The organism is Achromobacter sp. LC458 (assembly GCF_001005835.2).
GTDB lineage: Bacteria > Pseudomonadota > Gammaproteobacteria > Burkholderiales > Burkholderiaceae_B > Achromobacter > Achromobacter spanius_B.
Window position 1 is genome coordinate 40,474 of record NZ_LBHW02000033.1, and the last position, 24,057, is coordinate 64,530.

At 66.1% G+C, this 24,057-nt stretch carries 24 protein-coding genes and 1 riboswitch; of the genes, 18 read left to right on the forward strand and 6 right to left on the reverse strand.

The window, feature by feature from the left end:
• The first annotated feature begins 87 nt into the window (after nt 1–87).
• On the forward strand, nt 88–2,175 hold the full coding sequence (locus tag YH64_RS22685) for a TonB-dependent siderophore receptor (RefSeq protein ID WP_221935917.1): 2,088 nt from the start codon (nt 88–90) through the stop codon (nt 2,173–2,175).
• Nucleotides 2,176–2,434: 259 nt separating this feature from the next.
• Here the strand turns inward: YH64_RS22685 and YH64_RS22690 are convergent, their stop codons facing one another.
• A complete protein-coding gene (locus tag YH64_RS22690; protein ID WP_006217094.1) occupies nt 2,435–2,680 on the reverse strand; it encodes a hypothetical protein in 246 nt (81 codons plus the stop codon).
• Nucleotides 2,681–2,876: 196 nt separating this feature from the next.
• Here YH64_RS22690 and YH64_RS22695 point away from each other — a divergent pair, with 196 nt between their 5' ends.
• The 12 genes from YH64_RS22695 (at nt 2,877) to YH64_RS22750 (ending at nt 14,367) form a co-directional block, all read left to right on the forward strand.
• On the forward strand, nt 2,877–4,001 hold the full coding sequence (locus tag YH64_RS22695; protein WP_046806600.1) for a cupin domain-containing protein: 1,125 nt from the start codon (nt 2,877–2,879) through the stop codon (nt 3,999–4,001).
• 90 nt (nt 4,002–4,091) lie between these two features.
• Entirely contained in the window at nt 4,092–5,003 is a 912-nt protein-coding gene (locus YH64_RS22700; RefSeq protein ID WP_046806599.1) for a fumarylacetoacetate hydrolase family protein, read from the forward strand.
• A 48-nt stretch (nt 5,004–5,051) separates the two neighbouring features.
• Entirely contained in the window at nt 5,052–6,245 is a 1,194-nt protein-coding gene (locus tag YH64_RS22705; RefSeq protein WP_046806598.1) for an ABC transporter substrate-binding protein, read from the forward strand.
• Nucleotides 6,242–7,156, forward strand: a complete 915-nt coding sequence (locus tag YH64_RS22710; protein ID WP_046806597.1) for a branched-chain amino acid ABC transporter permease — start codon at nt 6,242–6,244, stop codon at nt 7,154–7,156. Before YH64_RS22705 ends, YH64_RS22710 begins: the two co-directional genes overlap by 4 nt.
• Nucleotides 7,153–8,139 carry a branched-chain amino acid ABC transporter permease gene (locus YH64_RS22715; RefSeq protein ID WP_046806596.1) on the forward strand — a complete coding sequence of 329 codons (987 nt, stop codon included), beginning with the start codon at nt 7,153–7,155 and terminating at the stop codon, nt 8,137–8,139. The genes YH64_RS22710 and YH64_RS22715 overlap by 4 nt, the downstream gene beginning before the upstream one ends.
• Nucleotides 8,129–8,899, forward strand: a complete 771-nt coding sequence (locus tag YH64_RS22720) for an ABC transporter ATP-binding protein (RefSeq protein WP_046806595.1) — start codon at nt 8,129–8,131, stop codon at nt 8,897–8,899. Before YH64_RS22715 ends, YH64_RS22720 begins: the two co-directional genes overlap by 11 nt.
• Nucleotides 8,886–9,578: an ABC transporter ATP-binding protein gene (locus YH64_RS22725; RefSeq protein ID WP_046806594.1), complete on the forward strand. Its 693-nt coding sequence runs from the start codon at nt 8,886–8,888 to the stop codon at nt 9,576–9,578. Before YH64_RS22720 ends, YH64_RS22725 begins: the two co-directional genes overlap by 14 nt.
• 74 nt (nt 9,579–9,652) lie before the next feature.
• Nucleotides 9,653–10,414, forward strand: a complete 762-nt coding sequence (locus YH64_RS22730; RefSeq protein ID WP_046806639.1) for a GntR family transcriptional regulator — start codon at nt 9,653–9,655, stop codon at nt 10,412–10,414.
• Nucleotides 10,407–11,291: an alpha/beta hydrolase gene (locus tag YH64_RS22735; RefSeq protein WP_046806593.1), complete on the forward strand. Its 885-nt coding sequence runs from the start codon at nt 10,407–10,409 to the stop codon at nt 11,289–11,291. Before YH64_RS22730 ends, YH64_RS22735 begins: the two co-directional genes overlap by 8 nt.
• An 11-nt stretch (nt 11,292–11,302) precedes the next feature.
• Nucleotides 11,303–12,217 (forward strand): LysR family transcriptional regulator, encoded by a 915-nt coding sequence (locus YH64_RS22740; protein ID WP_046806592.1) that lies wholly within the window; start codon nt 11,303–11,305, stop codon nt 12,215–12,217.
• Between the two features lie 160 nt (nt 12,218–12,377).
• Nucleotides 12,378–13,370 carry a tripartite tricarboxylate transporter substrate binding protein gene (locus tag YH64_RS22745; protein ID WP_120153628.1) on the forward strand — a complete coding sequence of 331 codons (993 nt, stop codon included), beginning with the start codon at nt 12,378–12,380 and terminating at the stop codon, nt 13,368–13,370.
• 52 nt (nt 13,371–13,422) lie between these two features.
• Nucleotides 13,423–14,367, forward strand: coding sequence for a succinylglutamate desuccinylase/aspartoacylase family protein (locus tag YH64_RS22750; RefSeq protein ID WP_046806590.1), 945 nt, complete (start codon nt 13,423–13,425; stop codon nt 14,365–14,367).
• Between the two features lie 61 nt (nt 14,368–14,428).
• Here YH64_RS22750 and YH64_RS22755 read toward each other — a convergent pair whose 3' ends face one another.
• From YH64_RS22755 to YH64_RS22765, 3 genes are all read right to left on the reverse strand, one after another.
• Nucleotides 14,429–14,947, reverse strand: a complete 519-nt coding sequence (locus YH64_RS22755; protein ID WP_046806589.1) for a lipocalin family protein — start codon at nt 14,945–14,947, stop codon at nt 14,429–14,431.
• An 85-nt stretch (nt 14,948–15,032) separates the two neighbouring features.
• Complete coding sequence (gshA, locus tag YH64_RS22760) at nt 15,033–16,604, reverse strand: glutamate--cysteine ligase (protein WP_046806588.1); 1,572 nt, start codon at nt 16,602–16,604, stop codon at nt 15,033–15,035.
• Between the two features lie 32 nt (nt 16,605–16,636).
• The gene (locus YH64_RS22765) at nt 16,637–17,545 is read right to left on the reverse strand and encodes an alpha/beta hydrolase (RefSeq protein WP_082134598.1); all 909 of its coding nucleotides are present in this window, start codon (nt 17,543–17,545) and stop codon (nt 16,637–16,639) included.
• A gap of 43 nt (nt 17,546–17,588) precedes the next feature.
• Between YH64_RS22765 and YH64_RS22770 the strand changes: the two genes are divergently transcribed.
• Nucleotides 17,589–18,161, forward strand: coding sequence for a hypothetical protein (locus tag YH64_RS22770; protein WP_046806586.1), 573 nt, complete (start codon nt 17,589–17,591; stop codon nt 18,159–18,161).
• Here YH64_RS22770 and YH64_RS22775 read toward each other — a convergent pair.
• Entirely contained in the window at nt 18,151–18,513 is a 363-nt protein-coding gene (locus YH64_RS22775; RefSeq protein WP_082134597.1) for a helix-turn-helix transcriptional regulator, read from the reverse strand. The genes YH64_RS22770 and YH64_RS22775 overlap by 11 nt on opposite strands.
• Nucleotides 18,514–18,632: 119 nt before the next feature.
• On the opposite strand from YH64_RS22775, the gene YH64_RS22780 reads away from it, so the two are divergent.
• A complete protein-coding gene (locus tag YH64_RS22780) occupies nt 18,633–19,529 on the forward strand; it encodes an AEC family transporter (RefSeq protein ID WP_046806585.1) in 897 nt (298 codons plus the stop codon).
• A 22-nt stretch (nt 19,530–19,551) separates the two neighbouring features.
• On the opposite strand, the gene YH64_RS22785 is transcribed toward YH64_RS22780, so the two are convergent.
• On the reverse strand, nt 19,552–20,559 hold the full coding sequence (locus YH64_RS22785; protein ID WP_046806584.1) for an Ldh family oxidoreductase: 1,008 nt from the start codon (nt 20,557–20,559) through the stop codon (nt 19,552–19,554).
• 150 nt (nt 20,560–20,709) lie between these two features.
• Nucleotides 20,710–20,791, forward strand: a riboswitch (SAM riboswitch).
• On the opposite strand from YH64_RS22785, the gene YH64_RS22790 reads away from it, so the two are divergent.
• The 3 genes from YH64_RS22790 (at nt 20,781) to YH64_RS22800 (ending at nt 24,048) form a co-directional block, all read left to right on the forward strand.
• Entirely contained in the window at nt 20,781–22,079 is a 1,299-nt protein-coding gene (locus YH64_RS22790) for a homoserine O-acetyltransferase (protein ID WP_185975416.1), read from the forward strand. It overlaps the preceding riboswitch by 11 nt.
• On the forward strand, nt 22,076–22,690 hold the full coding sequence (gene metW, locus YH64_RS22795) for a methionine biosynthesis protein MetW (RefSeq protein ID WP_046806583.1): 615 nt from the start codon (nt 22,076–22,078) through the stop codon (nt 22,688–22,690). The genes YH64_RS22790 and metW overlap by 4 nt, the downstream gene beginning before the upstream one ends.
• A gap of 47 nt (nt 22,691–22,737) precedes the next feature.
• Complete coding sequence (locus YH64_RS22800) at nt 22,738–24,048, forward strand: muropeptide transporter (protein WP_255444674.1); 1,311 nt, start codon at nt 22,738–22,740, stop codon at nt 24,046–24,048.
• The last annotated feature ends 9 nt before the right edge of the window (nt 24,049–24,057 follow it).

Consider the following 24,057-nt stretch of genomic DNA (forward strand, 5'->3'; position numbering starts at 1 on the left):
GCGAATCGATTTCATCGATAGTAAGATCGCGCCACTTAAAAATTCTCGGATCTTGGAATGCGGCGCGTCATCTTTTCAGCATGTCTTTTGAACACGGCGGTTCCGCTGGCGGTGGCCAACGAAGCCGGCACAACACCACCCGTTCAGCTTGAGGCGGTCAGTGTCTACGGCGATGCCGAGCGTGCCGACGGCCCGGTGATCGGCTATCGGGCCACGCGTTCGCTCAGCGCGACGCGTACCGACACCGCGCTGCACGACGTGCCGCAATCGATCACCGTGGTGCCCCGCGACGTCGTCGAAGACACCAATGCAACGCGCCTGGAACAAGTGCTGGATTACGCCGGCGGTGTCGGCCGCGCCAACAACTTCGGCGGGCAGGGGCTGACCACCGTCACCGTGCGCGGATTCACCACCGGTGAGTACTATCGCAACGGCTTTCCCATCAATCGCGGCTATCCCAACGCGCCTGACTCCTACACGCTTGAACGGCTGGAAGTCATCCGGGGGCCTAACACCAGCCTGTACGGCCGGGGCGACCCCGGCGGTACCTTCAACGTGGTCACCAAGCAGCCCGAGGCGGAATCGCGCGTAACGGTGGGCACGCAAGTCGACACGCACGGTATGCGCCGCGCCACTATCGACACCACCGGCGCGCTGAATGAAGACGGCAGTTTGACCTATCGCGTCAATGCGCTGGCCGAAGGCGGCGACAGTTTTCGTGATGACGTCAGCACCGAACGCTATGGCATTGCGCCCGTGATCAGCTGGCAACCCAGCGCCGCCACCCGCATCACGCTCGAAGCCGAGGTGATGCGCAACAACCATCCGCTGGACCGTGGCCTGACGCGTTATCCCAACCAGACTCAACGCGCCTCGCGCGACACCAACGTCTGGGAGACAGGTACCGACAACAAGCTGCACAACGACAACAACGTGGTGCAGTTGCGCTTCGAACACGCGCTGAACGACAACTGGAAGCTGGGCGGCGGCGCGCAATGGCTGGACGGCACGCTGAAAGGCAACGCTGTGGAAGCGAACGCCTTGCAGGCCGACGGCCGCACGCTGGGCCGCAACTTCAATTACCGCAAGCTGGACTGGACGGACCGCGACGTCCAACTGAACCTGACCGGCAACTTCAATACGGGCGGCCTGCGCCACACGCTGCTGACCGGCATCGAAGTCGAAGACTACGATTACCAGTCCATCATCCGGCGTTCGGCCGCGGGCGCCGCCGCTTATCCCATCGATCTGTACGACCCCGTGCTGGGCCAGCCACGCCCCGCGTTGACGCGCATCACCACGCACGACAAGGAAAATCTCAAGACCTGGGCCGCCTTCGTGCAGGACCAGGTCGCGCTGACCGACCGCTTCAAGGTGCTGGCCGGGCTGCGCTTTGAACGCTTTGAGCACACCTACCGCGACCGCCTGCCCGCAGGCGCCAGTTGGCGCACCACGGATACCGCCGTCACGCCGCGCTTGGGTGTCATCTACGACCTGACCGACACGCTGGCCGTCTACGCCAACACGGCGCGTTCGTACAAGCCGAACACGGGCGCCGACCGGCAAGGCAATGGGTTCGATCCCGAACAGGGCAAGTCATTTGAAGTAGGCGCTAAATGGGAATTGCTGGACCGCCGCCTGAGCGTCGACGTGGCCGCCTACCAGATCGACAAAAAAAACGTACTGACGGTAGACCCCACCGACCCGACCTACCGCGTGGCGGCCGGCAAGGTGCGCAGCCGTGGCATCGATGTGAACGTGGCGGGCAATATCACGCGTGAATGGCGGGTAATTGGCGGCTATTCGTATGTGGATGCCAAAGTCACGGAAGACAACACGCTGCCGCGTGGCACGCGCCTGGCCAACATTCCGCGCAACACGCTAAGCCTGTTGAACATGTACGAATTCCACGAGGGCCCGGCGCGTGGCCTGGGCTTGGGCGCGGGCGTGCGCTATGTGGATGACCGCGCCGGCCAGACCGTGGCGTCTTCCTACAACATGGGCGCCTATGTGGCGGTGGACCTGTACAGCTTCTACCAGGTCAACAAGAACCTGCGGGTGAACCTGGACGTGACGAACGTGTTCAACCGCAATTACGACGAAGGCGCGTTCAATACTTACGTATATCCCGGCGCGCCGCGCACCGCGCAACTGGGTGTCAGCTACACGTATTGAGGCGGGGCGCGCGCGTGTCATGGGGCGGACCGGAGGCTGCTCGCCCCAAGACGTGCGCCCCAAGACGTGCGCCCCATGACGTGCGCCCCATGACGCACGCCTTATGCAGCGCGCCTTATCCAGCGCGCTGGCCCAGCGCTTTCCCGGGCAAGGACGCCGCACGCCATGACGCCGGAGTCGGGCAACGCGTCAAAGAAATCGACGCGTTGCCGACTCGTGGCCAGACGTTGCCACGGCGGGCGTGGCGATACGGCCCGCCTTAATCATCCAACGACGGCACCGTGCCGATTTGCGTCAGGATGCGCGGCGATTCCATATCGCCGGTTTCTTTGTCGATCCACACTTCGTAGGCCGCGACCCCCGCGAATTTGGACGCCATCGAATTAGCGATTCGGATGGCGCCGAATTCGCTGCTGGCCGGACGGATTTCCCCAGGCGCCACGCCGTTGGCGGCGGCGCGATAGGGGACGACGATGTACTGAACAAGATGAGCGGCTTCTGACACAGGATTCTCCCTGGACGACAGTTTTTTGGGCGAGCGAAATGTATCACGTCGCACTGTGTTTTTGTACAGTATTTCGCAGCGTCACACCAACTAATTCTGTCGCGGCGGGAAAACCCCTAGCGCGCAATCGTTGCCCGGATTTCTTGCCACCTCTATTATTTTCGAAAATCTTCACGGTTTTATAAAAGAGGCAGCGATGGAAGCGAACCGGTACGACGCCTATCGAGAAGACACCGCGGGCCGCGCCAATGTGGCCGATTCGCCCGAACGCATCGCCTATTACCAGGAGCTTGCCCGCCTGGAAACCGGCGCCTTGTGGACCGTGGCGAACAAGATTGAGCCCTGGGCGCCGCGCTCGGCGTCGGTGCCGGTGGTGTGGCGCTACCGGGACTTGCGCGGACATGTACTGCGGTCGGCCGAATTGGTGTCGCCTGAAGAAGCGGGCCGCCGCGTCATCTACCTGAACAACCCCGGCCGACGCGATGTGGCGGCCGCCGTGGGCTGGCTGTATTCCGGTCTGCAAGTGATGCAGCCCGGCGAGCTGGCCTCGGCCCACAAGCATTCCCATTCCGCGCTGCGTTTCATCATGGAAGGGCAGGGCGCGTACACCGTCGTGGACGGCCACAAGATGACACTGGGCGCGAACGACTTCGTGCTGACGCCCAACGGCACCTGGCACGAACATGGCGTGGCCGAAGACGGCACCACCTGCATCTGGCAGGACGGCCTGGATATCCCGCTGGTCAACGCGCTGGAAGCCGGCTTCTACGCCGTGCACCCCGACCTGAACCAGACCGTGACCTATCCCGTGGACGATACCAGCGCCGCCTGGGGCAACGCCGCCTTGCGCCCGCAGGTATCCGGCTGGACGAAACCTTATTCGCCCCTGTTCAAGTACGAATGGGAACCCACCTACGACGCCTTGCGCCGCTACGCCCGCACCACCGCCGGCAGCCCCTTCGACGGCATCCTGCTTGACTACGTCAACCCCGCCACCGGCGGGCCGGTGATGCCGACCATCGGCGCCAGCATGCAGTTGCTGCGGCCGGGCGAACACACCAAAGCGCATCGGCATACCGGCAGCTTCATCTACCAAGTGGCCAAGGGCAGCGGCTATTGCCTCATCGACGGCAAGCGCTATGACTGGACCGAACGCGACATCTTCTGCGTACCGTCCTGGGCCATCCACGAACACGTCAACCTGTCTTCCAACGATGACGCTTGCCTGTTCTGTTTCAACGACCTGCCCGTCATGCGCGCGCTGGGGCTGTACCGCGAAGAAGCGGTCAAGGAAAACGACGGCCATCAAATCCTGAGCTAGCGCCGCGCCACCTTCACATCAAATTTTCATCCGCCGCGCGGGCCTGGCCCGCGCGCCTGGCTCAACACGTCTTGAATCTATGGAGTTCCTATGCGCTTGGTGACTTTTCGTGCTCATCCCACTGCCGCCGCCCGGCTTGGCGCGCTGGCCGACGGCTATGTAATTGACCTGGCCTTGCTGGGCGAGGCGGGCGGGGTGGGCCTGCCCGACGACATGCTGGCGTTTATCGACCTGGGGCCGGTGGCCGTGTCGCAGGCCAGCCGCCTGATGGATGCCTATCGCGGCGAATGGCCCGTTGGCACGGCGCTGCCGCAGGAAAACGTGAAGCTGCTGGCGCCCATTCCGCGCCCGCGCAAGAACATCTTCGGCATCGGCTTGAACTATGTGGAACACGTGGCCGAATCCAGCCGCACGCTGGACACGTCGGCCGACCTGCCCAAGCAGCCGGTGATCTTCTCCAAACCGCCCACCACCGTCATCGGCCCGGGCGAGGCCATCGAGCACAACGCCAAGATCACGCAGCAGCTGGACTGGGAAGTGGAACTGGCCGTGATCATGGGCCGTCGCGCCTCGCGCGTGGCCGAGGCCGATGCGCTGTCGTACGTATTCGGCTACAGCGTCATGCTGGACATGAGCGCGCGCGATTGCCGCCGCGCCGGGCAATGGATCTATTCCAAAGGCCAGGACACCTACGCGCCCTTCGGGCCGTGCATTGTTACCGCCGACGAAATTCCCGACCCGCAGGTGCTGGACTTGTGGCTGACAGTCAACGGCGAAAAGAAGCAGGGATCGAACACGCGCCACATGCTGTTCAAGGTGCCGTTCCTGATTGCGGACATCAGCGCCGGCATCACGCTGGAGCCGGGCGACATCATCGCCACGGGCACGCCCGAAGGCGTGGGCGCGGGCCGCAAGCCGCAGGAATGGCTGTGGCCGGGCGACGTGGTGGTGGCGTGCGTGGAAGGCATCGGCACGTTGCGCCATCCGGTCGTGGCGGTCTAGCTCACGCCCGGCCGACGACGCGGGCAACGCAGTCTTCAAGGGGAAAACATGATCAAGAAACAGAAACTGGGCGGCATTGCCGCCGCGTTGTCCGTCGCGCTGGGCGCGGCCTTGTCGATGAGCGCCGCGCGCGCCGCCGACCCCGTCAAGATCGGCTTCATCGCCACCTTGTCCACGCCGGCCGGCTACATCGGCGAGGACGAGCGCGATGCCTTCAACCTGGCCATCAAGCAGGGCGGCGGCAAGCTGGGCGGCGTGCCGGTGCAATTGGTGATTGAAGACGACGGCCTGAAGCCCGCCAACGCCAAGCAGGCGGCCGACCGCTTGATCCAGTCGGGCGTGAAGCTCTTTACCGGCGTCAACTTTTCCAACGTGCTGGCCGCCGTCGTGCCCAGCGTGGTGAAGTCGGGCGGGTTCTACGTCAGCCTGAACCCGGGGCCATCGAACTTTGCCGGCGAGAAATGCGACGCGAATTATTTCGTGGCGTCCTACCAGAACGACGCCTTCCACACGGCGGGCGGCGTGGCGGCCAATGAACTGGGCTACAAGCGCGTGGTGCTGCTGGCGCCCAACTACCAGGCGGGCCGCGACGCCATCGAAGGCTTCAAGCGCACCTACAAGGGCGAAGTGGTTGCCGAGATCTACACCAAGCTGGATCAATCGGATTTTTCGGTGGAGCTGGCGCGTGTGCGCTCGCTGTCGCCCGATGCCATCTATCAGTTTCACCCGGGCGGCACCGGCATCAACTTCGTCAAGCAGTACGCGGCGGCGGGCCTGAACAAAAGCATCCCGATGCTGATGCCCAGCTTCTCGATGGACGCGCGCATGATCCAGGCCACCGGCGACGCATCGCTGGGCTCGTACACCACCGGCATCTGGTCGCAAGACTTTGACAACGCGCCATCGCAAGCCTTCGCGAAAGCCTTCAGGGAAGCCTACGGCCGCGTCCCCACGGACTACGCCATGCAGGCCTATGACACGGCGCAGCTGATCGGCGTGGGCCTGAGAGCCACCGGTGGCGACTTGTCCAAGGCGGACGCCTTTCGCGCCGCGCTGCGCAAGCCCGACTTCACGTCGCTGCGCGGCAAGTTCAGCATGAACACCAACCAGCATCCGATTCAGGACCTGTACTTGATGCGCATCGAGAAGGACAGCGCGGGTGTGCTGGCGCCGCATCTGGTGCGCAAGCTGGTGGCCGACGATAAGGACGCCTATGCCCAATTTTGCAAGTTGCCATCATGACGCTTCTGTTCGAACAGCTGCTTAACGGCTTGCAGTTCGGCGCCATGCTTTTCATGCTGGCGGCCGGGCTGACGCTGATCTTCGGGATCATGGGCGTGGTGAACCTGACGCACGGGTCCTTCTACATGGTGGGTGCGTACTGCGCGGCCTACGCCATCGGCACCACGGGTTCGTTTCTGGCGGGCGTGCTGGCCGCGTTGCTGGGCGCGGGGCTGTACGGCATATCGGTCGAGGTGCTGGTGATCCGCAAGCTGTACAAACGCGATCACCTGTACCAGGTGCTGGCCACGTTCGGGCTGCTGCTGTTTTCGAACGAGGCCGTCAGCCTGATTTTTGGCCGGCGTCCGCCGCTGGTGGGCATCCCGTCTTTCCTGGAAGGCGCGGTGACGCTGGCGCCCGGTTTTCAGTATCCGGTGATCCGCCTGTCGTTCATCGCCATCGGCGCGCTGGTGGCGGTGGGGCTGTGGTGGCTGGTCAACCGTACCCGCATCGGCATGCTGATCCGCGCGGGCGCGGATGACCGCGAAATGGTCGACGCGCTGGGCGTGGACATTCGCAAGCTGTACACGCTGGTGTTCGGCCTGGGCGCGTTGCTGTGCGGCCTGGCGGGCGTGATGGCGGCGCCGCTGCTGGCCGTGGAAATCGGCATGGGCGAACGCATCCTGATCACCACTTTCGTGGTGATCGTGATTGGCGGGGTCGGCTCGGTGCGCGGCGCGTTGGCGGGTGCCTTGCTGGTGGGCATGGTTGACAGCCTGGGGCGTGCGTTTCTGCCGCAGTTGCTGTCCAAGATGTTCTCGCCCGCCACGGCGGACCCCTTGGCCGCCGGCATGGCGTCGGCCAGTATCTATGTGCTGATGGCGATCGTGCTGATCGCCAAGCCCGGCGGCTTGTTCCCGGCGCGAGGATGATGATGGCAAAGACACTTTCCAATCGCGCCCGCTGGGGCCTGGCCGGACTGACGGTATTGATCCTGCTGCCGGCCGGTGCGCTGGCGTCGGGCTCGCCCTTCTTGATCGGCGTGGTGACGCGGTTTCTGATCTACGGCCTGGCCGCCGTCAGCCTCGACCTGGTGATCGGCTACGGCGCCATGGTCAGCTTCGGCCACGCCATGTTCTTCGGCCTGGGCGGGTACGCGGTGGGCATCATCGCGTTCCACACGGCCGAAGCGGGGCCCATCTTCGGCTGGGCCGGCAGCAATGCCGCGCTGGTCGTGTGGCCCATCGCGCTGGCGGTGTGCGCGTTGGCGGGCTGGGTGTTCGGCTACCTGGCACTGCGCACGCGCGGCGTGCAGTTCATCATGATTACGCTGGCATTCGGGCAGATGGTGTATTTCATCCTGGTGTCGCTGCAATTCTATGGGGGCGACGACGGGCTGATGATTCCGCAGCGCAATGTGCTGCCCGGCATCAACCTGGAAAGCCCGCTGGTTTTTTACTACGTGTGCCTGGCGCTGCTGACGGCGTGGACGCTGCTGTGCATTCGCGTCACCAATTCACGTTTCGGCATGGTGTTGCAGGCGCTGCGCCAAAGCGAACGGCGCGCCCTGAACCTGGGTGTGGCGCCCACGCCGTATCGCCTGAGCGCGTTTGTGCTGTCGGCGGTGGGCACCGGGCTGGCGGGCGTGCTGTGGGCAAACTATGCCGGGCTGGTTACGCCCGACATGGCCGCGTGGACCAAGTCCGGCGAACTGATGGCGATCGTGATACTGGGCGGTGTAGGCACGCTGCTGGGGCCGATCGCGGGCGCGGCCGTGTTCCTGGGCCTGGAACAGATGCTGTCGTCGCTGACCGAACATTGGTTGCTGTACATGGGGCCGATCCTGGTGCTGGTGGTGCTGTGGGGCCAGAAGGGGTTGTTCGGAAAATTGCTGGAGACGCGCCATGCCGACTGACGCGCAAGACTGCCTGCTGCGGCTGACTCAACTGCGCAAGGCCTTTGACGCGGTGGTGGCCACCAATGGGGTGGACCTGGATGTGCGGGCCGGCGAGATCCACGCCATCATCGGCCCCAACGGCGCGGGCAAGTCCACGCTGATCGCGCAGATCTGCGGCGAAATCCGGCCCGATTCCGGCACCATTCATCTGGACGGGCGCGACGTCACCGGACTGCGTGCCTTTGAACGCGCGCGACTGGGGCTGGGGCGGTCGTTTCAGATCACCGAGCTTTGCCACGAATACACCGCGCTGGAAAACGTGATCCTGTCGCGCATGCTCAAGGGCGGACGCGCGTTCGGCGCGTGGTCCGACCCGCGCCGCGACGCGGGTTTGAAAGCCGAAGCCATGCAGTGGCTGACGCACGTGGGCCTGGCCGAGCGCCGCCATGTGCGGTCCGCCGATTTGGCGCATGGTGAAAAGCGCCAGCTGGAATTGGCGGTGGCGCTGGCCCGGTCGCCACGGCTGTTGCTGCTGGACGAGCCAATGGCCGGCATGGGCCCCGAGGAATCGGCCCGCATGACGCGGCTGCTGCAAGGCATGAAGGGCGACTACGGCATCTTGCTGGTGGAACACGATATGGACGCCGTCTTTGCGCTGGCCGACCGCATCAGCGTGCTGGTCTACGGCCGCGTGGTGTTCAGCGGGCCGCCCGACGAGGTGCGCCGCCATCCGGAGGTGCGCGCGGCCTACCTGGGAGAAGAACATGTTGAAGGTTGACGGCCTGACGGGCGGCTACGGGTCCAGCAAGGTGCTGTTCGGCATGTCGTTCGAAGCCAGCGAGGGCGAAGTCATTTCGCTGATCGGGCGCAACGGCATGGGCAAGACCACCACGGTCAAGACCGTGATGGGCATGCTGCCGGCTACCGGCGGCGCGGTGCAGTTCCGGGGGCAGACGCTGGGGCGGTCCGCGCCCAGCACGGTCGCGCGCCTGGGGGTGGGGCTGGTGCCGGAAGGGCGGCGGGTGTTCGGGTCGCTGACGGTGCAGGAAAACCTGGTGGCCACCGCGCGCGCCGCGCCGGGCGGCTGGGACCTGGACCGCGTGTTCACGCTGTTTCCGCGCTTGAAAGAGCGGCGCGCGCAGTCCTCGCGCACGCTGTCGGGCGGCGAACAGCAGATGCTGGTGGTGGGCCGCGCGCTGATGACCAACCCCAAGCTGCTGATCCTGGACGAAGCCACCGAAGGGCTGGCGCCGCTGATCCGCCAGGAAATCTGGCGGTGCCTGCGGGCATTGAAGTCCGAAGGCCAGACCATTCTGGTCATCGACAAGAACCTGCCCGAAATGGCAACGCTGGTCGACCGCCATTACATCGTCGACAAGGGCCGCGTGGCCTGGTCGGGCAAGCCGGCCGAGCTGTCGGCGCAGCCCGAGCTGGCGCAGCGTTATCTGGGAATATGAGGCCGCCGCGCGCGAGTAGAATGAGCCGCCTGTGCGCGGATCGGCGGACGCGCCGCTGACATCTGGAGAGCATGTTGAAGCCAAGAATCAAAGCTTCCCGCCAGGACGATCCCGGATCGGGCGGGAACGCCGACGTTGAAGACATCACGCTGTCCGAGCAGGTCTACCGCCTGCTTCGACGCGACATCATGAGCGGCGCCTTCGCGCCCGGCCAGTCGCTGCGGCTGGAATTGCTGCGGCAGCGCTACGGCAGCAGCTTTTCGCCGATCCGCGAAGCGCTGAACCGCTTGCGCAGCGAACGCATGGTCGTGAACACCACGTCGCGCGGGTTCAGCATCGCGCCCTTGTCGGTCGACGAAATGTGGGACGCCTGTGAAACCCGAATCCTGATCGACTGCGACGCGCTGCGGCGGTCGCTGGCCAACGCGGACGACGCCTGGGAAACGCGGCTGGTGGGCGCGTATCACGCGCTGACGTTGGCGGCCCAGCGCGCGGGCCAGGCCCCCGCGCCGTCCGACGAATTGGAAGAACTGCTGGAAGCCCGCCACCTGGATTTCCATCACGCCTTGATCGGCGCCTGCCGCTCGCACTGGCTGCTGGACCTGTCCACCCAGCTGTATGCGCAAACCGAACGCTACCGGCGCCCGGCGCGTGCGGGCGCCACCGCCTACGGGCCCGAGCGCAACGTTGACGACGAGCATCGCCAGCTGCTGGACGCCGCGATATCCCGCGACGCCGAGCGCTCGGTGGCCATGCTGGCCGCGCACTACCGCAAGACCGCGCAATTCATCGAACGGATCATTTCACAGCCCGACCCCCAGGCACGACATGCATAAGCCCGACATCGACCTTTTCTTTCCCACCATCGCCGAACGCGAGGTGCAATACAACGCGCGTGAATCGGTGGCGGACTTTGATGCCTGCGTGCGCCGCTACGCGGAGTCGTCCACGCGCGTGCGCTCGCGCCGCCCCGCCGTGCTGGACCTGCGCTACGGCATGGGCCAGGACGAACGTCTGGACCTGTTCCTGCCTGCCGCGTCGCGCGCCCCGGCGCCGGTATTCGTCTTCATTCACGGCGGCTACTGGCGCGCGCAGCGCAAGGAAGACGCGCCGGTCATGGCCGAGGCCTTCAACGCGGCGGGCGCAGCCGTGGCCACGCTGGAATACACCTTGGTGCCCGAAGCCACCCTGGGCGAAGTGGTGCGCGAAGTGCGCAGCGCGGTGGCGTGGCTGTACCAGAACGCGGCGGCCTATGGCGTGGACCCGGAACGCATCTACGTGGGCGGCAGCTCGGCCGGCGGGCATCTGGCCGGCATGCTGGTCGCGCCCGGCTGGCCCGCGCGTTATGGCGTGCCGGACGACATCATCAAGGGCACGCTGGCCTTGTCCGGCCTGTTCGACTTGCGCCCGCTGTGCGACATCCTGCCCAATACCTGGCTGCGATTGACGCCCGAGCAGGCCGCGCATCAAAGCCCCATCTTCAACCTGCCCGAGCAGGCCGGCCCCATGCTGCTGGCGGTCGGCGGGCTGGAGACGCAGGGCTTCAAGAACCAGACGGCGGCATTTGAAGCCGCCTGGAATGCGGCGGGCCTTGCGTCCACGCGCATTGCCACGCCGCACTGCAACCACTTCGACCTGGTCAATGAACTGGAAGACGCGGACAGCCCGCTCACCCGCGCCACCTTGGCGATGATGGGGCTGGCCGATCGCTGACGGCGTTGCAGATGGCGGACCTGAAACTTCTTGAAGACTTGATCGCGCTGGCGCGCACGGGCAGTTTCGTGCGCGCGGCCGAGCTGCGCCATGTGACGCACCCCGCGTTCGGCCGGCGCATCCGCGCGCTGGAAGCCTGGGCGGGCGCGCCGCTGGTCGAACGCCAGCACCTGCCCGTGACGCTGACCGCGCAAGGCGAGGCGCTGCTCAAGACGGCCACGCAGGTGGTCGAACAGATGGGTTTGGTGCGCCATCGCATCCGCAGTTCGGGCGCGGGCGGCGAGGCGGTGCTGCGCATCGCAACCGGCCGCAGCCTGGCGCGTACGCTGGTGGCCGATTGGATCGCCCGGCTGCGTCACCGCGCGCCCAAGGTGCTGACCGAAGGCACGCAGGTTGAGTTGTCCACGGGCCAGGCAAAAGACCTGGTGGTGCGCCTGGAGCAGGGCAAGGTGGACTTGCTGTGCTGCTACGAACACCCGGCGCTGTCGGTGCCGCTGAGCCCGGCGCGTTATCGCTACATGACGCTGGCCACCGACAAGCTGGTGCCCGTCAGCCAGGCGGACGCGCGCGGCCGCGCTCGCTACGCGCTGAAAGACGGCGGCCCTGCCGTGCCGCTGATCACCTACACGGGCGGGCTGGCAATGGAACGCATCGTGGGCGACCGCCTGGAAACCACGCCGTACGCGTTGACGCCGTTCGTGCGCAGCGATTCGCTGGACGCGGCGCATGGCGCGGTGGCCAAGGGCCTGGGCGTGGCGTGGCTGCCATGGTCGATGGTGGCGGCCGATTGCCGTCGCGGCGCCTTGGTGGCCCTGGGTGGGCGCAGCGAAGAGATCGCGTTCGAGGTGCGGCTGTATCGGCCGCGCGCGCGCCTGACGGATCTGGCGGAGGCGGCCTGGGAGGCCACGGCGAACCGCAAGGCCTGAGGCCGGCATCGTGCCAGGCAAGCTTGCAGGCTGGGCAGGATAAGCACGGGCATGTGCCGTTTCGGCACGACGGTCTCACACTGCCGCCGCGAAAATACCAGCCTATACCTCCAACGAGACGGCCACGCCGTCCACCCCTCAGCACCCCAAGGAAGAAAACATGAAGTCCGTACTGCACCCGCTGCGCGCAGCGCTTGTTGCGTTTTGTGCCGCCTCGGCCGTGGCAACCGCCCCGGCCGCCTTCGCCGCCGATTACCCGGCCCGCAGCGTGTCGCTGGTGGTGGGCTATCCCGCCGGCGGCAGCCTGGACCTGACGGCGCGCCTGTTGGGCGAAGAGCTGGGCAAGCGCCTGGGCCAGACCGTCGTGGTTGAAAACGTGGGCGGCGCAGGCGGCACCATCGGCGCCCAGCGCGTGGCACGCGCCGCGCCGGACGGCTACACGATTTTCCTGGGCTCCACCAACGAAATGGTGATTGCCCGCATGATCAACACGGCGGTCAAGTACGACAGCGCCAAGGACTTCACGGCCCTGGGGCTGGTGGCCTCGCAGCCCATGCTGCTGGCGGCCAGCAAGAATTCCGGCGTCAAGACGGCCGCTGACTACCTGCAAAAGCTGCGCGGCGCGGAGCCGGGCACGTTCAACTACGGCTCGTCCGGCGTGGGCACCACGCTGCATCTGGCCGGCGAAATGATCAACCAGGCCACTGGCACGCGCGCCGAACACGTGCCGTATCGCGGCGTGTCGCCGCTGGTGACGGACCTGATGAGCGGCCAGCTGGACTACGGCATGCTGGTGCTGTCCTCGGGCCTGCCGCAGGTGCGCAGCGGCAACATCGTGGCGCTGGGCCTGACCGAGAACAAGCGTTCGCCGGCCGCGCCGGAAATCGCGCCGCTGGCCGCCACGCCCGGCTTTGAATCCGTCGACATCAACCTGTGGTTTGCGCTGTACGGCCCCGCCGGCTTGCCCGAGCCGGTTGTGGCAAAGCTGCGCACCGTGCTGGACGAAACGCTGAAGTCCGAATCGTTCCGCAAGAAGATGCAAGAGGCGGGCGGCGAAGTGGCCCAGCCGGGCGTCGACCTGGTGGCCTACCAAGCCGAAGAAACCAAGAAGTACGGCGCGCTGGTCAAGGCCGCCAAGATCGAAGCGCAGTGATCGCCCCCCAGTAATCGGCCCCCAGCACCTACGTCAGAAAGCGGATCTCACCATGCAATTTCAGCTTCCCGTTCCCGACCTCGCCGCCGAACGCGCGGGCAATACCGATACGCCGGGCGTCTGGCATTTTGATTCCGACGTGCCGGGGCGGGCGCTGATGGTAAGCGCGCTGGTGCACGGCAACGAACTGTGCGGCGCGTGGGCGCTGAAAGACCTGCTGGCGGCCGGCGTGAAGCCGCGCCGGGGCAGCCTGACGCTGGCCTTCTGCAACCTGGACGCGTTTGACCGCTTCGATCTGGCCAAGCACGATGCCTCGCGCTTCGTTACCGAAGACATGAACCGCGTCTGGAGCGCCGAGCGCCTGGACAACCCCACCACCGCCGACCGCCAACGCGGCGCGGCGTTGCGCCCCTGGGTGCAGCGCGCGGACTGGCTGCTGGACCTGCATTCCATGCACGAGCCGGGCGCGCCCTTGTTGTTGACGGGCGTCTTGCCGCGCAACATCGCACTGGCGCGCCGCCTGAAGGCGCCGCAGCATGTGATCGTGGACGCCGGCCACAAAGACGGTGTGCGCATGCGCGACTTTGCGCAGTTCGGCGATGCCGCGCGCGACGACGCGTGTGCCTTGCTGATCGAATGCGGTTTCCATGGCGAGCTGGCCTCGCGCGATGTTGCGCGCGACATGGTGGCTCGCATGTTGGCGGAATCCGGCGTGGTGGACGCGGCCGATGTGCCGGCCGGCTGGCTGTTGCCCGATCCCGATACCCAACGCGTGCTGGAAGTGACGGACGCCGTGGTGGCGCCGTCGATGGACGTGACGTTTGCGCAACCCTGGACCGGTCTGGAAACGCTGGCGCAAGCCGGCTCGGTGATCGGGTGGGCGGATGGCCAGCCGATCGTGACGCCCTATGACAACTGCACGTTGATCATGCCGTCGCTGCGCCAGCTGAAGCCCGGCGTGACGGTGGTGCGTCTGGCCCGCGACTACGCGGGCTGATCGCCGAGCCGCGCCAAGTAGGGCGACTCTTGGCGGGAGCCGGCGCTAGCCGGCGTTCCGCTTATTTCTGCGGGGTGTACCGCAGTTCGTCCAGCTCGTAGCCCTGCGCCTTCGCGGCAGCCAGCGCCTTGTCCAACTCTTCCTTGGGCAATTGCGGCGAGCGCGACAGAATCCACAGGTACTTGCGGTCGGGCGTACCCACCACGGACCAGCGGTATTCCGGGTCCAGGCCGATCACCCAGTAATCGCCCTTGAACGGCTTGAAGAAGGTGACTTCAAGCTTGGCGTTGTTGCTGCCTTCCACGACGGTGGCGGTGCCGGATGCGGAGTCGATATCGCCGTCCTTGGTGCGGCAGCGATTGTTCACGCCGATGGTGCCGTCGGGGTGCGCGGTGTATTCGGCGGTGGTATCGCCGACGCAATTGCGCTGGAAGAACATGGGGAAATTGGCGATTTCGTACCACATGCCGACATAGCGTTTCAGGTCCACCGAATCCACGGTCTGCATGGGCGGCGGCGCGGCATGGGCGATGCCCACGCTGGCTGCCAGGGCCATCAGGAATGTTGCGGTGCGGCGCATTGAAAAACCTCCAGAGTGAGACTGACCGAAGCGCGGCGCTTGCCCGTCAGGCAGGCGCCGCGTACGCAAACCCTAACGATACGCCTTATTTACGCGGGGCCTTCAGGGCCTCGTGGTAGCGCGCCACGTAGGTCGCGAAGTCCACCGTGTCCGACTGCTCGATGCGCTGCTGCTCTTCGGTGGACTGCGTTGCTGCCTGTTGATAGGCCGCCGCCAGATCCGACGGCAGGGCTTGTGCGCGCAGCGTGTCCGCATGCTTGCGGCTTTGCGCCAGCGAGTAGTCGTGAAACGACAGGCCGCTTTGCGTCAGCGACTGCAACAGGCGCGCGGACGGCGTGGCCTCGGGCTGGTCCAGCTTGACGCGCTGCGCGGTCAGCGCATCGGCGTAGGCAGTGCCGCCCAGGGCCGAATCAAACAGCGCGGCGTACGGCGCGATCTGGTCCAGCAATTCGTGGCCCCATTCTTTCAGCGCTACCGGCTTGCCTTCGCGGTCCAGCATCAGGCCCGGCTTGCGGCCTTCTTTGACGACGGTGGAAAAGTTGTCGGCGCTGCGCTGACAGTAGCCGTTGGCGGGGAAGAACGGGCTGTCCGATGCCGTGCAAAACAGCAGGAACGCGTCGACAAAGCGGCTGGTGTCGGCGTCGATGCCCACGGGCGATTCGGGGTCGATATCCAGGCAGCGCACTTCCACGTATTGCACGCCGCGTTCCGCCAGGGCGGTGATGGGGCGTTCGCAGCGGCCGGTGGCACGCTTGGGGCGGATGCTGGAGTAGTACTCGTTTTCGATCTGAAGCACGTTGGTGTTCAGCTGGATCCATTCGCCATTGCGATGCGTGCCGATCTTCTCGTAGTCGGGCCACGTTTGCGTCACGGCGTCGTACAGCCGGCCCAGGAAGGTATCCAGGTCGTTGTAGCAAAGCTTGAGCTGCGACTGCGCCTTGTTCTGATAGCCCAGGTCGCTCATGCGCAGGCTGGTGGCGTAGGGCAGGTACAGCGTGTGGTCGCCCAGGCGTTCCAGCGGGTGGTCAGGGCCATTCAGGAAGTCGCTGGACAGCGCGGGCGCCGCGCCAAACAGGTACATCAGCAGCCAGGAATAGCGCGTGAAGTTTCGGATCAGCCCGATATAGCCGCGCGAACGGCGGTCTTGCGCGGAACCGGCTTGCGTGTCCAGCACGGACCACAAATCTTCGGACAGCGAGAAGTTGTAGTGCACGCCGGCGATGCATTGCATCCGCTTGCCGTAGCGCTCGGCCAGGCCGCGGCGATACACGTGCTTGAGCATGCCGGTGTTGGACTTGCCGTACCAGGCGATAGGGATGTCGGCTTCGGCCGGCAGCGTGGCCGGCATGGACTGGTTCCAGATCAGCTCGTGATCCAGCACGCTGTACACGTGGCGATGGGTGTTGGTGAGTTCGGCCAGCAGCGCATTGACGTCGGTGTGCGTGCCGGTGATCAGCTCAAGCAGGGATTCCGAGTAATCGGTGGTGACGTGTTCATTGGTCAGCGCCGAACCCAGGCCGGCCGGGTGGGGCGTGCGCGACAAAATGCCCTGCTCGTCCACGCGCAGGCCTTCTTTTTCAATGCCTCGCAACGTCTGGGTCAGCAGCGAGCGGTTGGCCTCTAGGCGGGAGAGGCGGTTGGCGGCGGTATCAGTCACGGATTCTTCTCGTTTGGGTCTGTCGCGGGATTTTACGGGGTGCCGGCCTCCTGTGCCGAGGGAGTCAGTACTGGGGGCAGGGACAATGCCTGCGCCGTGCGCGCCAGCCATTCGTCCAGGTCAGCATAAACCGGATCGGAAATTGGGGCCGTTTCATTGAAAATTTCGTGCCAGGCGGTGTCGTACCAGCGCAGGGTCAGCAATTGCGCGGGCGCGCGCTGGGCGAATTGGCGGCTGCCTTCGGCGGCCACGATGGAATCATCGCCGGCCACCATCAACAGGGTGCGACAGGGCAGAAGATCGGCTTCGCGCAGCGATTCCCGGCCACCTTCGTCGACAAAGCGGGCCAGCCGGCCGGTCATGCGCCGGCGCACCAGCGGGTCGGATCGGTAGGCTTTGACGACGGCCCGGTCGTGCGAGATGCGGGCGGGCGCCAGGCCATGGGGCACGCGCAGGTCGGGCGCATGCAGCGACATCCAGGTGAGGGTGCGGCGCACCCACATCGGCACGTTCACGACGAAAGGCGGCGAGCTGAGCACCAGCGCGTCCAGCTCGGCCAGGCGGCGCAGGGCGATGCGCACCGCCACCAGCGCGCCCAGGCTGTGGGCCAGCACAATGGGCGGGCGGCCTTGCAGCGCGGTCCAGGCGCGAAGGCGGTCGACGGCGTCCACGACCAGGTCGTCCTGGTGGGCCAGGGTAGCGGCCGGGCCGCCCGAACGCCCATGGCCGCGGTGATCGTGCGCGCCCACGGTCCAGCCGCGTGCGGCCAGCCAGCGGGCCAGGCGGTCATAGCGGCCGGCGTGTTCGCTCAGGCCGTGCATCAGGTACACGCTGGGCGTGCCCGGCCCGGTAACAGGGGGCGGCACATTGGGCGCGGCGGGCCAAAGATAGTTGGCCAATGGCGTGCCGTCGGGCGCGGGGGTGATGGAAATCGGCGACAATTTCAGCATTCCTCGAAATGAATGGGCCGTCGGGTCTACGGTAATGACGATTTCATCGCTGTTTCGTTTCATGTTCAAGAAAGCCGGCCTGTTTGTAGGGTTGGCCTTGTTGGTTGCCGCCTGCTCGCCCCGTTACAACTGGCGCGAAGTGGACGTGGCCGACGGCCACGTGCGCGCGGCATTCCCCGACCGGGTCTCGACCGATACCCGGGACTTGCGCCTGGACACCCATACCCTGCGTTTTACCCTGTCGAGCGCGACCGTGGGCGAGGCCGTGTTCGCGGTGGGCTCGGCCCCGCTGCCGCCGGACATTGCCGCCGACCCGGCCGCCAAGCAGGCGCTGGGCATGGCGCTGATGCATTCGCTGTACACGAATATGCAGGCCCCGCCGCCCACGGAATGGCCGGCTTATGGGCAGGACTTCGAAGTGCACGGCAAGGCCATGGGCAAGCCCGGCTGGCTGGTGGCCAAGGTCTGGGTCACCGACACCATGCTGATCGAGGCCGTGGCCGCCGGCACCCAAGAAAGCCTGCCCGCCGAACGCGCGCGCGAATTCCTGAGATCGGTGGTGGTCAACCCCGGCAAGCCGGGCCCGGCCAACCCGGTTACTCGATGACGCTGTCCAGCAGCCCGTGGCGCAGGGCCACCACCACGGCCGTGCGGCGCCCGCGTACGCCCAGCTTGGTGCAGGCGTTGCGCAAATGGAAATTCACGGTGCTTTCCGCGACGTCCAGGATGCGGCTGGTTTCCCAGCTGGTCTTGCCCGCCGCCGCCCAATACAGGCACGCCGCCTGCCGGTCGGACAGCGCTTTGTAGGGGGGCAGCTTGCCCAGCGAATGCATCGCGGGCATCGGCGGCCCCAATGATGATAGCGGCCCGCCGCGCTGGGCCAGGTCCGGATGGAAGGCGCACAAGCGCTGGAATGCGGATGATCCTCGAAGCGCGGCGAAGCGAAGCGGTGCGGTCATGGTGGCCCGGGGCAGTGCCCCCTTGTAGTGAAGTTGCTGCATGCTGCGGCCCGCGCGGCGGCCAAGCAAGCATTGATGCTTTCGCGCATTGATCCACTTATCTTTGACGGAATAGTTGTATGTTGGCCATCGCCCAGTTCTACCTGTCAGCCATCGTGCTGATGCTGCCTCTGTTGTCTTGCGTGGGCATCGGGGTGCTGTGGGGCAAGCGCGATATCCCCTTTGGCGGCGCGTTCATCACCACATTGGTGACGTCCGTGACCACGCCCGCGCTGGTGTTCCATACCTTTGTGACGACGCACCTGGATGACCGCGCGCTGGCGGATGTGGCGATCGCTACCGTCGCGGCGTTGCTGCTGTGTGCGCTGGTCGGCGCGCTGCTGCTCAAAGTGTGGAAGCTGCCGGTGCGCACCTTGCTGCCCACGGCCAGCCTGCCCAATGCCGGCAACCTGGGCCTGCCTATCTCTCAGTTGGCGTTCGGTGACGCGGGCCTGTCGGTGGCGGTGGCGTTCTTCGCGGTCAATTCTTTCGTCATGCACACCATTGCCGTGCGGCTGCTGCCGGGCGTCAATACCAAGGGCAGCTGGAAAAGCCCCATTCTGCTGGCCTCGGTGGTGGCGGTGGCATTGCGGCTGCTGCATGTGCCGGTGCCCGCCTGGGTCATTGACACCGCCCATATGCTGGGCGCGGTGACCGTGCCCTTGATGCTGTTGAGCCTGGGCCACGCCTTGGCCCTGATCCCGTCCAACGGCCTGCGCGACGGCGCCAAGGTGGCCGCGATACGGCTGGTGGTGGGCCTGGCGGCGGGGTTGGCCGTGGTGTGGGCGCTGGACCTCGAGCCCGTGCTGGCCGGCGCGCTGACCTTGCAGATGGCCATGCCGTGCGCGGTGGTCAGCTACATGTACGCCAAGCGCTACACGACGCTGGGCGACACGGCGGCGGGCGCCGTGCTGGTGTCGACCGTGGTGTTCCTGCTGCTGGCGCCGCTGATGCTCTGGTTCACCCACGGCGCCTGACGACGCAATACCCGCCGGGCAGTCAGGCCACGCCGGCCATGTCGCGCAGTTGCGCCATCAGCGGGTCAGGAACGTCCACGCCGTGCTTGATCGCTTCGTCGCGCAACTTGCGGCGGCGGTCGCCCGGCAGGCGCACGCCATCATCTTCCAGCATGGCGTCCACCAGCGTTTCGACACGTTCCAGATAGGCGTTGTTGCCCGCCAGCGCGCCGGGGTCGATCGCCATGAATGCCTGCCCCAGTTGAGCGGGGCCGCCTGCATCGACGAAGAACGATTCGGTTTCGAAGCCGAAGTGCGCGCCCGTCAGCGCGCAGGCCAGCAATTCCACAATCAGCGCCAGCATCGCGCCCTTGACGCCACCCGCGGGCAGCATGCTGCCGGCCAGCCCGGCCTTTGGATCGGTAGTCGGTTCGCCATTGGCGTCCAGCGCCCAGCCCAGTGGAATGGGCTGGTTGTCGCGCGCGGCGATCATCAGCTTGCCGCGCGCCACTTGCGACAGCGACAGGTCGATGACCAGCCGGGCGCCATTGCGGCGGGGGAAGATGGCGGCGATGGGGTTGGTGCCGAACAGCGGCCGCTTGCCGCCCCAGGCGGGCATGGCGGCTGGCGAATTGCTCAGCGCCAGCGCCACCAGCCCGGCGTCCGCCAGCGCCTCCAGGTGATAGGCCGCTTCGCCAAAATGGTGGCTGTTGGCCACGCCGATGAAGGCGATGCCATGTTCGCGGGCGCGCACGGCCGCTTGCTCGACGGCCATCGCGCAGGCGGGAAATGCCAGCCCCGAGCCCGCATCGATCAGCGCCGCGCCGCCGCGTTCGTGCACGATGCGCGGCACGGCCGAACCGATGGCGCGCCCCGCGCGCAAATGCCCCGCGTAGAACGGCACGCGCGACAGGCCGTGCGAACTGATGCCCTGGCTTTCCGCGAAAACCAGGGCGCGCGCGGTGCTGTCGGCCATGGCCGGGTTGGCGCCAGCGGCAGCCAGCGCGGCGGCGGCCAGGTGTTGCAGTTCGTCCAGATAGATGTGAGCCATATCCTTCCTGTCAGAGGGGCGATTCGCGCGCCCGCGCAAAGAAGGCGGGCAGGGGATGTCGCGGATAACACGCATTTTCGCACCAGGCCGGCGCCCTTGCAGCATCTGCCGGCAATGCTAGAATTCCTGTCGCTGCACCCAATGCAGCATCCATATTTCGGCGCCGATTTGCCTGATCCGCTTGCGGGCGCCTTCCAATAAATCCAGCTAAAGAGGTCCGTATGACCACTCCTGCCCAACATTTGGCCGGTGATTCGGCCGCTGATTCGGCCGCCGATTTGGCCGCTGATCCGGCCAGCGGGTTCGCTCCCGCCACCGTCACGACCTCCGACACCGTTGATCCCGGTTCCGTCGGCCTGGTCGCACCCACCTTCATCCGCTTCGATGAACCGCTGCCGTTGCTTAGCGGCCAATCGTTGGCTGCCTACGAACTTGCCGTGGAAACCTACGGCACGCTCAACGCGCAGCGCACCAATGCCGTGCTGATCTGCCACGCGCTGAACGCGTCGCACCACGTCGCCGGGCAAGCGGCCGACAACCCCAGCGATGTGGGCTGGTGGGACAACATGGTCGGCCCCGGCAAGCCGGTGGACACCAATATCTACTTCGTCATCGGCGTCAACAACCTGGGCTCGTGCTTCGGTTCGACCGGGCCGGCCAGCATCAATCCGGCCACGGGCAAGCCCTGGGGCGCGGCGTTTCCGGTGCTGACAGTGGAAGACTGGGTACGCGCCCAAGCCCGCGTGGCCGACCACTTCGGTATCGAACGCTTTGCCGCCGTGATGGGCGGATCGCTGGGCGGCATGCAGGCGCTGAGCTGGGCCATCACCTTGCCCGACCGCGTGGCCAACTGCGTGGTGATCGCCAGCACGCCGCGCCTGTCGGCGCAGAACATCGGCTTTAACGAAGTGGCGCGCCGCGCCATCATTACCGACCCGGATTTCCACGGCGGCGACTACTACGCCGAAGACACGGTGCCGCGCCGGGGCCTGTCGGTGGCCCGCATGATCGGCCACATCACCTACCTGTCCGATGACGACATGGCCGAAAAATTCGGCCGCGCCCAACGCGCGCCGGCCGAAAACGGCGCCTACCACTACGGCTACGACGTCGAATTCGAAGTGGAGTCTTACCTGCGTTATCAGGGCGAGAAGTTCACCCGTTATTTCGACGCCAATACCTATCTGCTGATCACGCGGGCGCTGGATTATTTCGACCCGGCCCGCACCACGGGCGGCGACCTGGCGCGCGCGCTGGCGCCTGCCAAGGCCGATTTCCTGTTGGTGTCGTTTTCGACCGATTGGCGTTTCCCGCCCGAGCGATCACGCGAAATCGTGCGCGCGCTGCTCAAGAACGCCAGCCCCGTCACCTACGCCGAAATCGATGCGCCGCACGGGCACGACGCCTTCCTGCTGGAAGACGCCCGCTATCACGCGGTGGTCCGTGGCTACTACGAACGCATCGCGCGCGAACTTGGCCTGACCGCCGACGCCGCGCAGACCGAAGGACGCTCCGAATGAATCCCGTGACCCCCCGCTATGCCCATGCCGCGCTGCGGCCTGACCTGGCGCGCATCGCCGGCTGGATCGAACCGGGCAGCCGCGTCCTGGACCTGGGCTGCGGCGACGGCGCGCTGCTGGCGCACCTGCGGGACCACCGCCAGGTGCGCGGCGCGGGCGTTGAACTGGACGACACCTGCGTGATCGCGTGCGTGCGGCGCGGGGTGGAAGTCATTCAGCAGAACCTGGAAGACGGGCTGGCGCTGTTTGACGACAAACAGTTCGATACCGTGGTGTTGTCGCAAACCTTGCAGTCCATGCACCGCACCGAACATATCCTGCGTGAAATGGCGCGCGTGGCGCGTCACGGCATCGTGTCGTTTCCCAACTTCGGCTACTGGCCGCATGGCTGGGCCATCTTGCGGGGGCGCATGCCGGTCACCGGCCAGATGCCCTATCAGTGGTACAACACGCCGAACATCCACCTGTGCACGCTGCGCGATTTCGAACAACTGGCTGGCGAACTGAACCTGCGCATTCTTGAACGCGCCACGTTCAACGAAGGCCACGAGGTCAAGCTGTTTCCCAGCTGGCGCAGCACGCTGGCGGTGTACCGTTTTGCCACGCCCTGACATTCCGACACCGATCCTCCTGACGGCGCGCGGCAACAGGCCCTAAAATGCCGCAAGCCCGCGACGCAACGCCTGTTGCGCCGTGCGGCGCGTTTCAGGAGACCGTCATCACCGCTGTATCCAACGTCTATACCAGCCCCCGCGTAGCCCCCTTGCTGGTCCTGGGCTTTGCCAGCGGACTGCCCTTGGCGCTGACCGGCGGTACCTTGCAGGCCTGGGCCACGGTCGAAAACGTGCCGCTGCAGGAAATTGGTTTCCTCACGCTGGTGGGCACCGCCTACACCCTCAAGTTTCTTTGGGCTCCCTTCGTTGACCGCTATGTGCCGCCGCTGCTCGGCCGGCGGCGCGGCTGGATGCTGGTGACGCAGCTGTTGCTGGCCATCACCATCATGGCTATGGGTGCGCTGTCGCCGTCCAACGCCTTGATGCCGCTGGCTTTGCTGGCGGTGGTGGTCGCTTTCCTGTCCGCCACGCAGGACATCGCGTTCGACGCTTATTGCACTGACGTGCTGCGCAAGGAAGAACGGGGCGCGGGCGCGGCCGTGAAGGTGATGGGCTACCGGCTGGCGATGATCGCCTCCGGCGGGCTGGCGCTGATCCTGGCGGACCAATGGATCGGCTGGGGCTACACCTATGTCCTGATGGGTGCGCTGATGCTGCTGTGCGCGGTGGCCACGCTGCTGGCGCCCGAGCCCGAGCACGTCGCCCACGCGCCCCGTACGCTGGGCGCGGCCATTGGCGAGCCCCTGCACGAATTCTTCACGCGCCGTGGCGCGCTGGCGATCCTGCTGCTGATCGTGCTGTACAAACTGGGCGACGCGTTCGCAGGCGCGCTGTCCACCACCTTCCTGATCCGGGGCGCGGGCTTCACGCCTACCGAGGTCGGTACCGTGAACAAGGTGCTGGGCCTGGCGGCCACCATCGTGGGGGCGCTGGCGGGTGGCTCGCTGATGGCTCGCTGGGGCTTGTATCGGTCGCTGATGGCGTTCGGGCTATTACAGGCGGTGTCGAACCTGGCGTATTGGCTGATCGCGGTCAGCCCCAAGAACCTGTCGCTGATGGCGGCTGGCGTCGGCATTGAAAACCTGTGTGGCGGACTGGGCACGGCTTCGTTCGTGGGCTTGTTGATGGCGCTGTGCCAGCGCCGGTTTTCGGCGACCCAGTTTGCGTTGCTGTCGGCGCTGTCGGCCGTGGGCCGTACCTATCTGGCGGGGCCGCTGACTCCGCCGCTGGTCGAGCGCCTGGACTGGCCGGGGTTTTTCCTGCTGACGGTGCTGATCGCGCTGCCGGGGCTCGTGCTGCTGCATAGGCTGCGCGGCACGATCGACGCGATGGAAAAGCAGGGCGACCAGGCCTGAAGGCAGGCC

What these genes read in the sequence shown, in the direction of transcription:
- YH64_RS22695 (WP_046806600.1), top strand. Translation starts at nt 2,877, where the DNA reads ATGGAAGCGAACCGGTACGACGCCTATCGAGAAGACACCGCGGGCCGC.
- YH64_RS22700 (WP_046806599.1), top strand. Translation starts at nt 4,092, where the DNA reads ATGCGCTTGGTGACTTTTCGTGCTCATCCCACTGCCGCCGCCCGGCTT.
- YH64_RS22705 (WP_046806598.1), top strand. Translation starts at nt 5,052, where the DNA reads ATGATCAAGAAACAGAAACTGGGCGGCATTGCCGCCGCGTTGTCCGTC.
- YH64_RS22710 (WP_046806597.1), top strand. Translation starts at nt 6,242, where the DNA reads ATGACGCTTCTGTTCGAACAGCTGCTTAACGGCTTGCAGTTCGGCGCC.
- YH64_RS22715 (WP_046806596.1), top strand. Translation starts at nt 7,153, where the DNA reads ATGATGATGGCAAAGACACTTTCCAATCGCGCCCGCTGGGGCCTGGCC.
- YH64_RS22720 (WP_046806595.1), top strand. Translation starts at nt 8,129, where the DNA reads ATGCCGACTGACGCGCAAGACTGCCTGCTGCGGCTGACTCAACTGCGC.
- YH64_RS22725 (WP_046806594.1), top strand. Translation starts at nt 8,886, where the DNA reads ATGTTGAAGGTTGACGGCCTGACGGGCGGCTACGGGTCCAGCAAGGTG.
- YH64_RS22735 (WP_046806593.1), top strand. Translation starts at nt 10,407, where the DNA reads ATGCATAAGCCCGACATCGACCTTTTCTTTCCCACCATCGCCGAACGC.
- YH64_RS22740 (WP_046806592.1), top strand. Translation starts at nt 11,303, where the DNA reads ATGGCGGACCTGAAACTTCTTGAAGACTTGATCGCGCTGGCGCGCACG.
- YH64_RS22745 (WP_120153628.1), top strand. Translation starts at nt 12,378, where the DNA reads ATGAAGTCCGTACTGCACCCGCTGCGCGCAGCGCTTGTTGCGTTTTGT.
- YH64_RS22750 (WP_046806590.1), top strand. Translation starts at nt 13,423, where the DNA reads ATGCAATTTCAGCTTCCCGTTCCCGACCTCGCCGCCGAACGCGCGGGC.
- YH64_RS22755 (WP_046806589.1), bottom strand. Translation starts at nt 14,947, where the DNA reads ATGCGCCGCACCGCAACATTCCTGATGGCCCTGGCAGCCAGCGTGGGC.
- YH64_RS22770 (WP_046806586.1), top strand. Translation starts at nt 17,589, where the DNA reads ATGACGATTTCATCGCTGTTTCGTTTCATGTTCAAGAAAGCCGGCCTG.
- YH64_RS22775 (WP_082134597.1), bottom strand. Translation starts at nt 18,513, where the DNA reads ATGACCGCACCGCTTCGCTTCGCCGCGCTTCGAGGATCATCCGCATTC.
- YH64_RS22780 (WP_046806585.1), top strand. Translation starts at nt 18,633, where the DNA reads ATGTTGGCCATCGCCCAGTTCTACCTGTCAGCCATCGTGCTGATGCTG.
- YH64_RS22785 (WP_046806584.1), bottom strand. Translation starts at nt 20,559, where the DNA reads ATGGCTCACATCTATCTGGACGAACTGCAACACCTGGCCGCCGCCGCG.
- YH64_RS22790 (WP_185975416.1), top strand. Translation starts at nt 20,781, where the DNA reads ATGACCACTCCTGCCCAACATTTGGCCGGTGATTCGGCCGCTGATTCG.
- metW (WP_046806583.1), top strand. Translation starts at nt 22,076, where the DNA reads ATGAATCCCGTGACCCCCCGCTATGCCCATGCCGCGCTGCGGCCTGAC.
- YH64_RS22800 (WP_255444674.1), top strand. Translation starts at nt 22,738, where the DNA reads ATGCCGCAAGCCCGCGACGCAACGCCTGTTGCGCCGTGCGGCGCGTTT.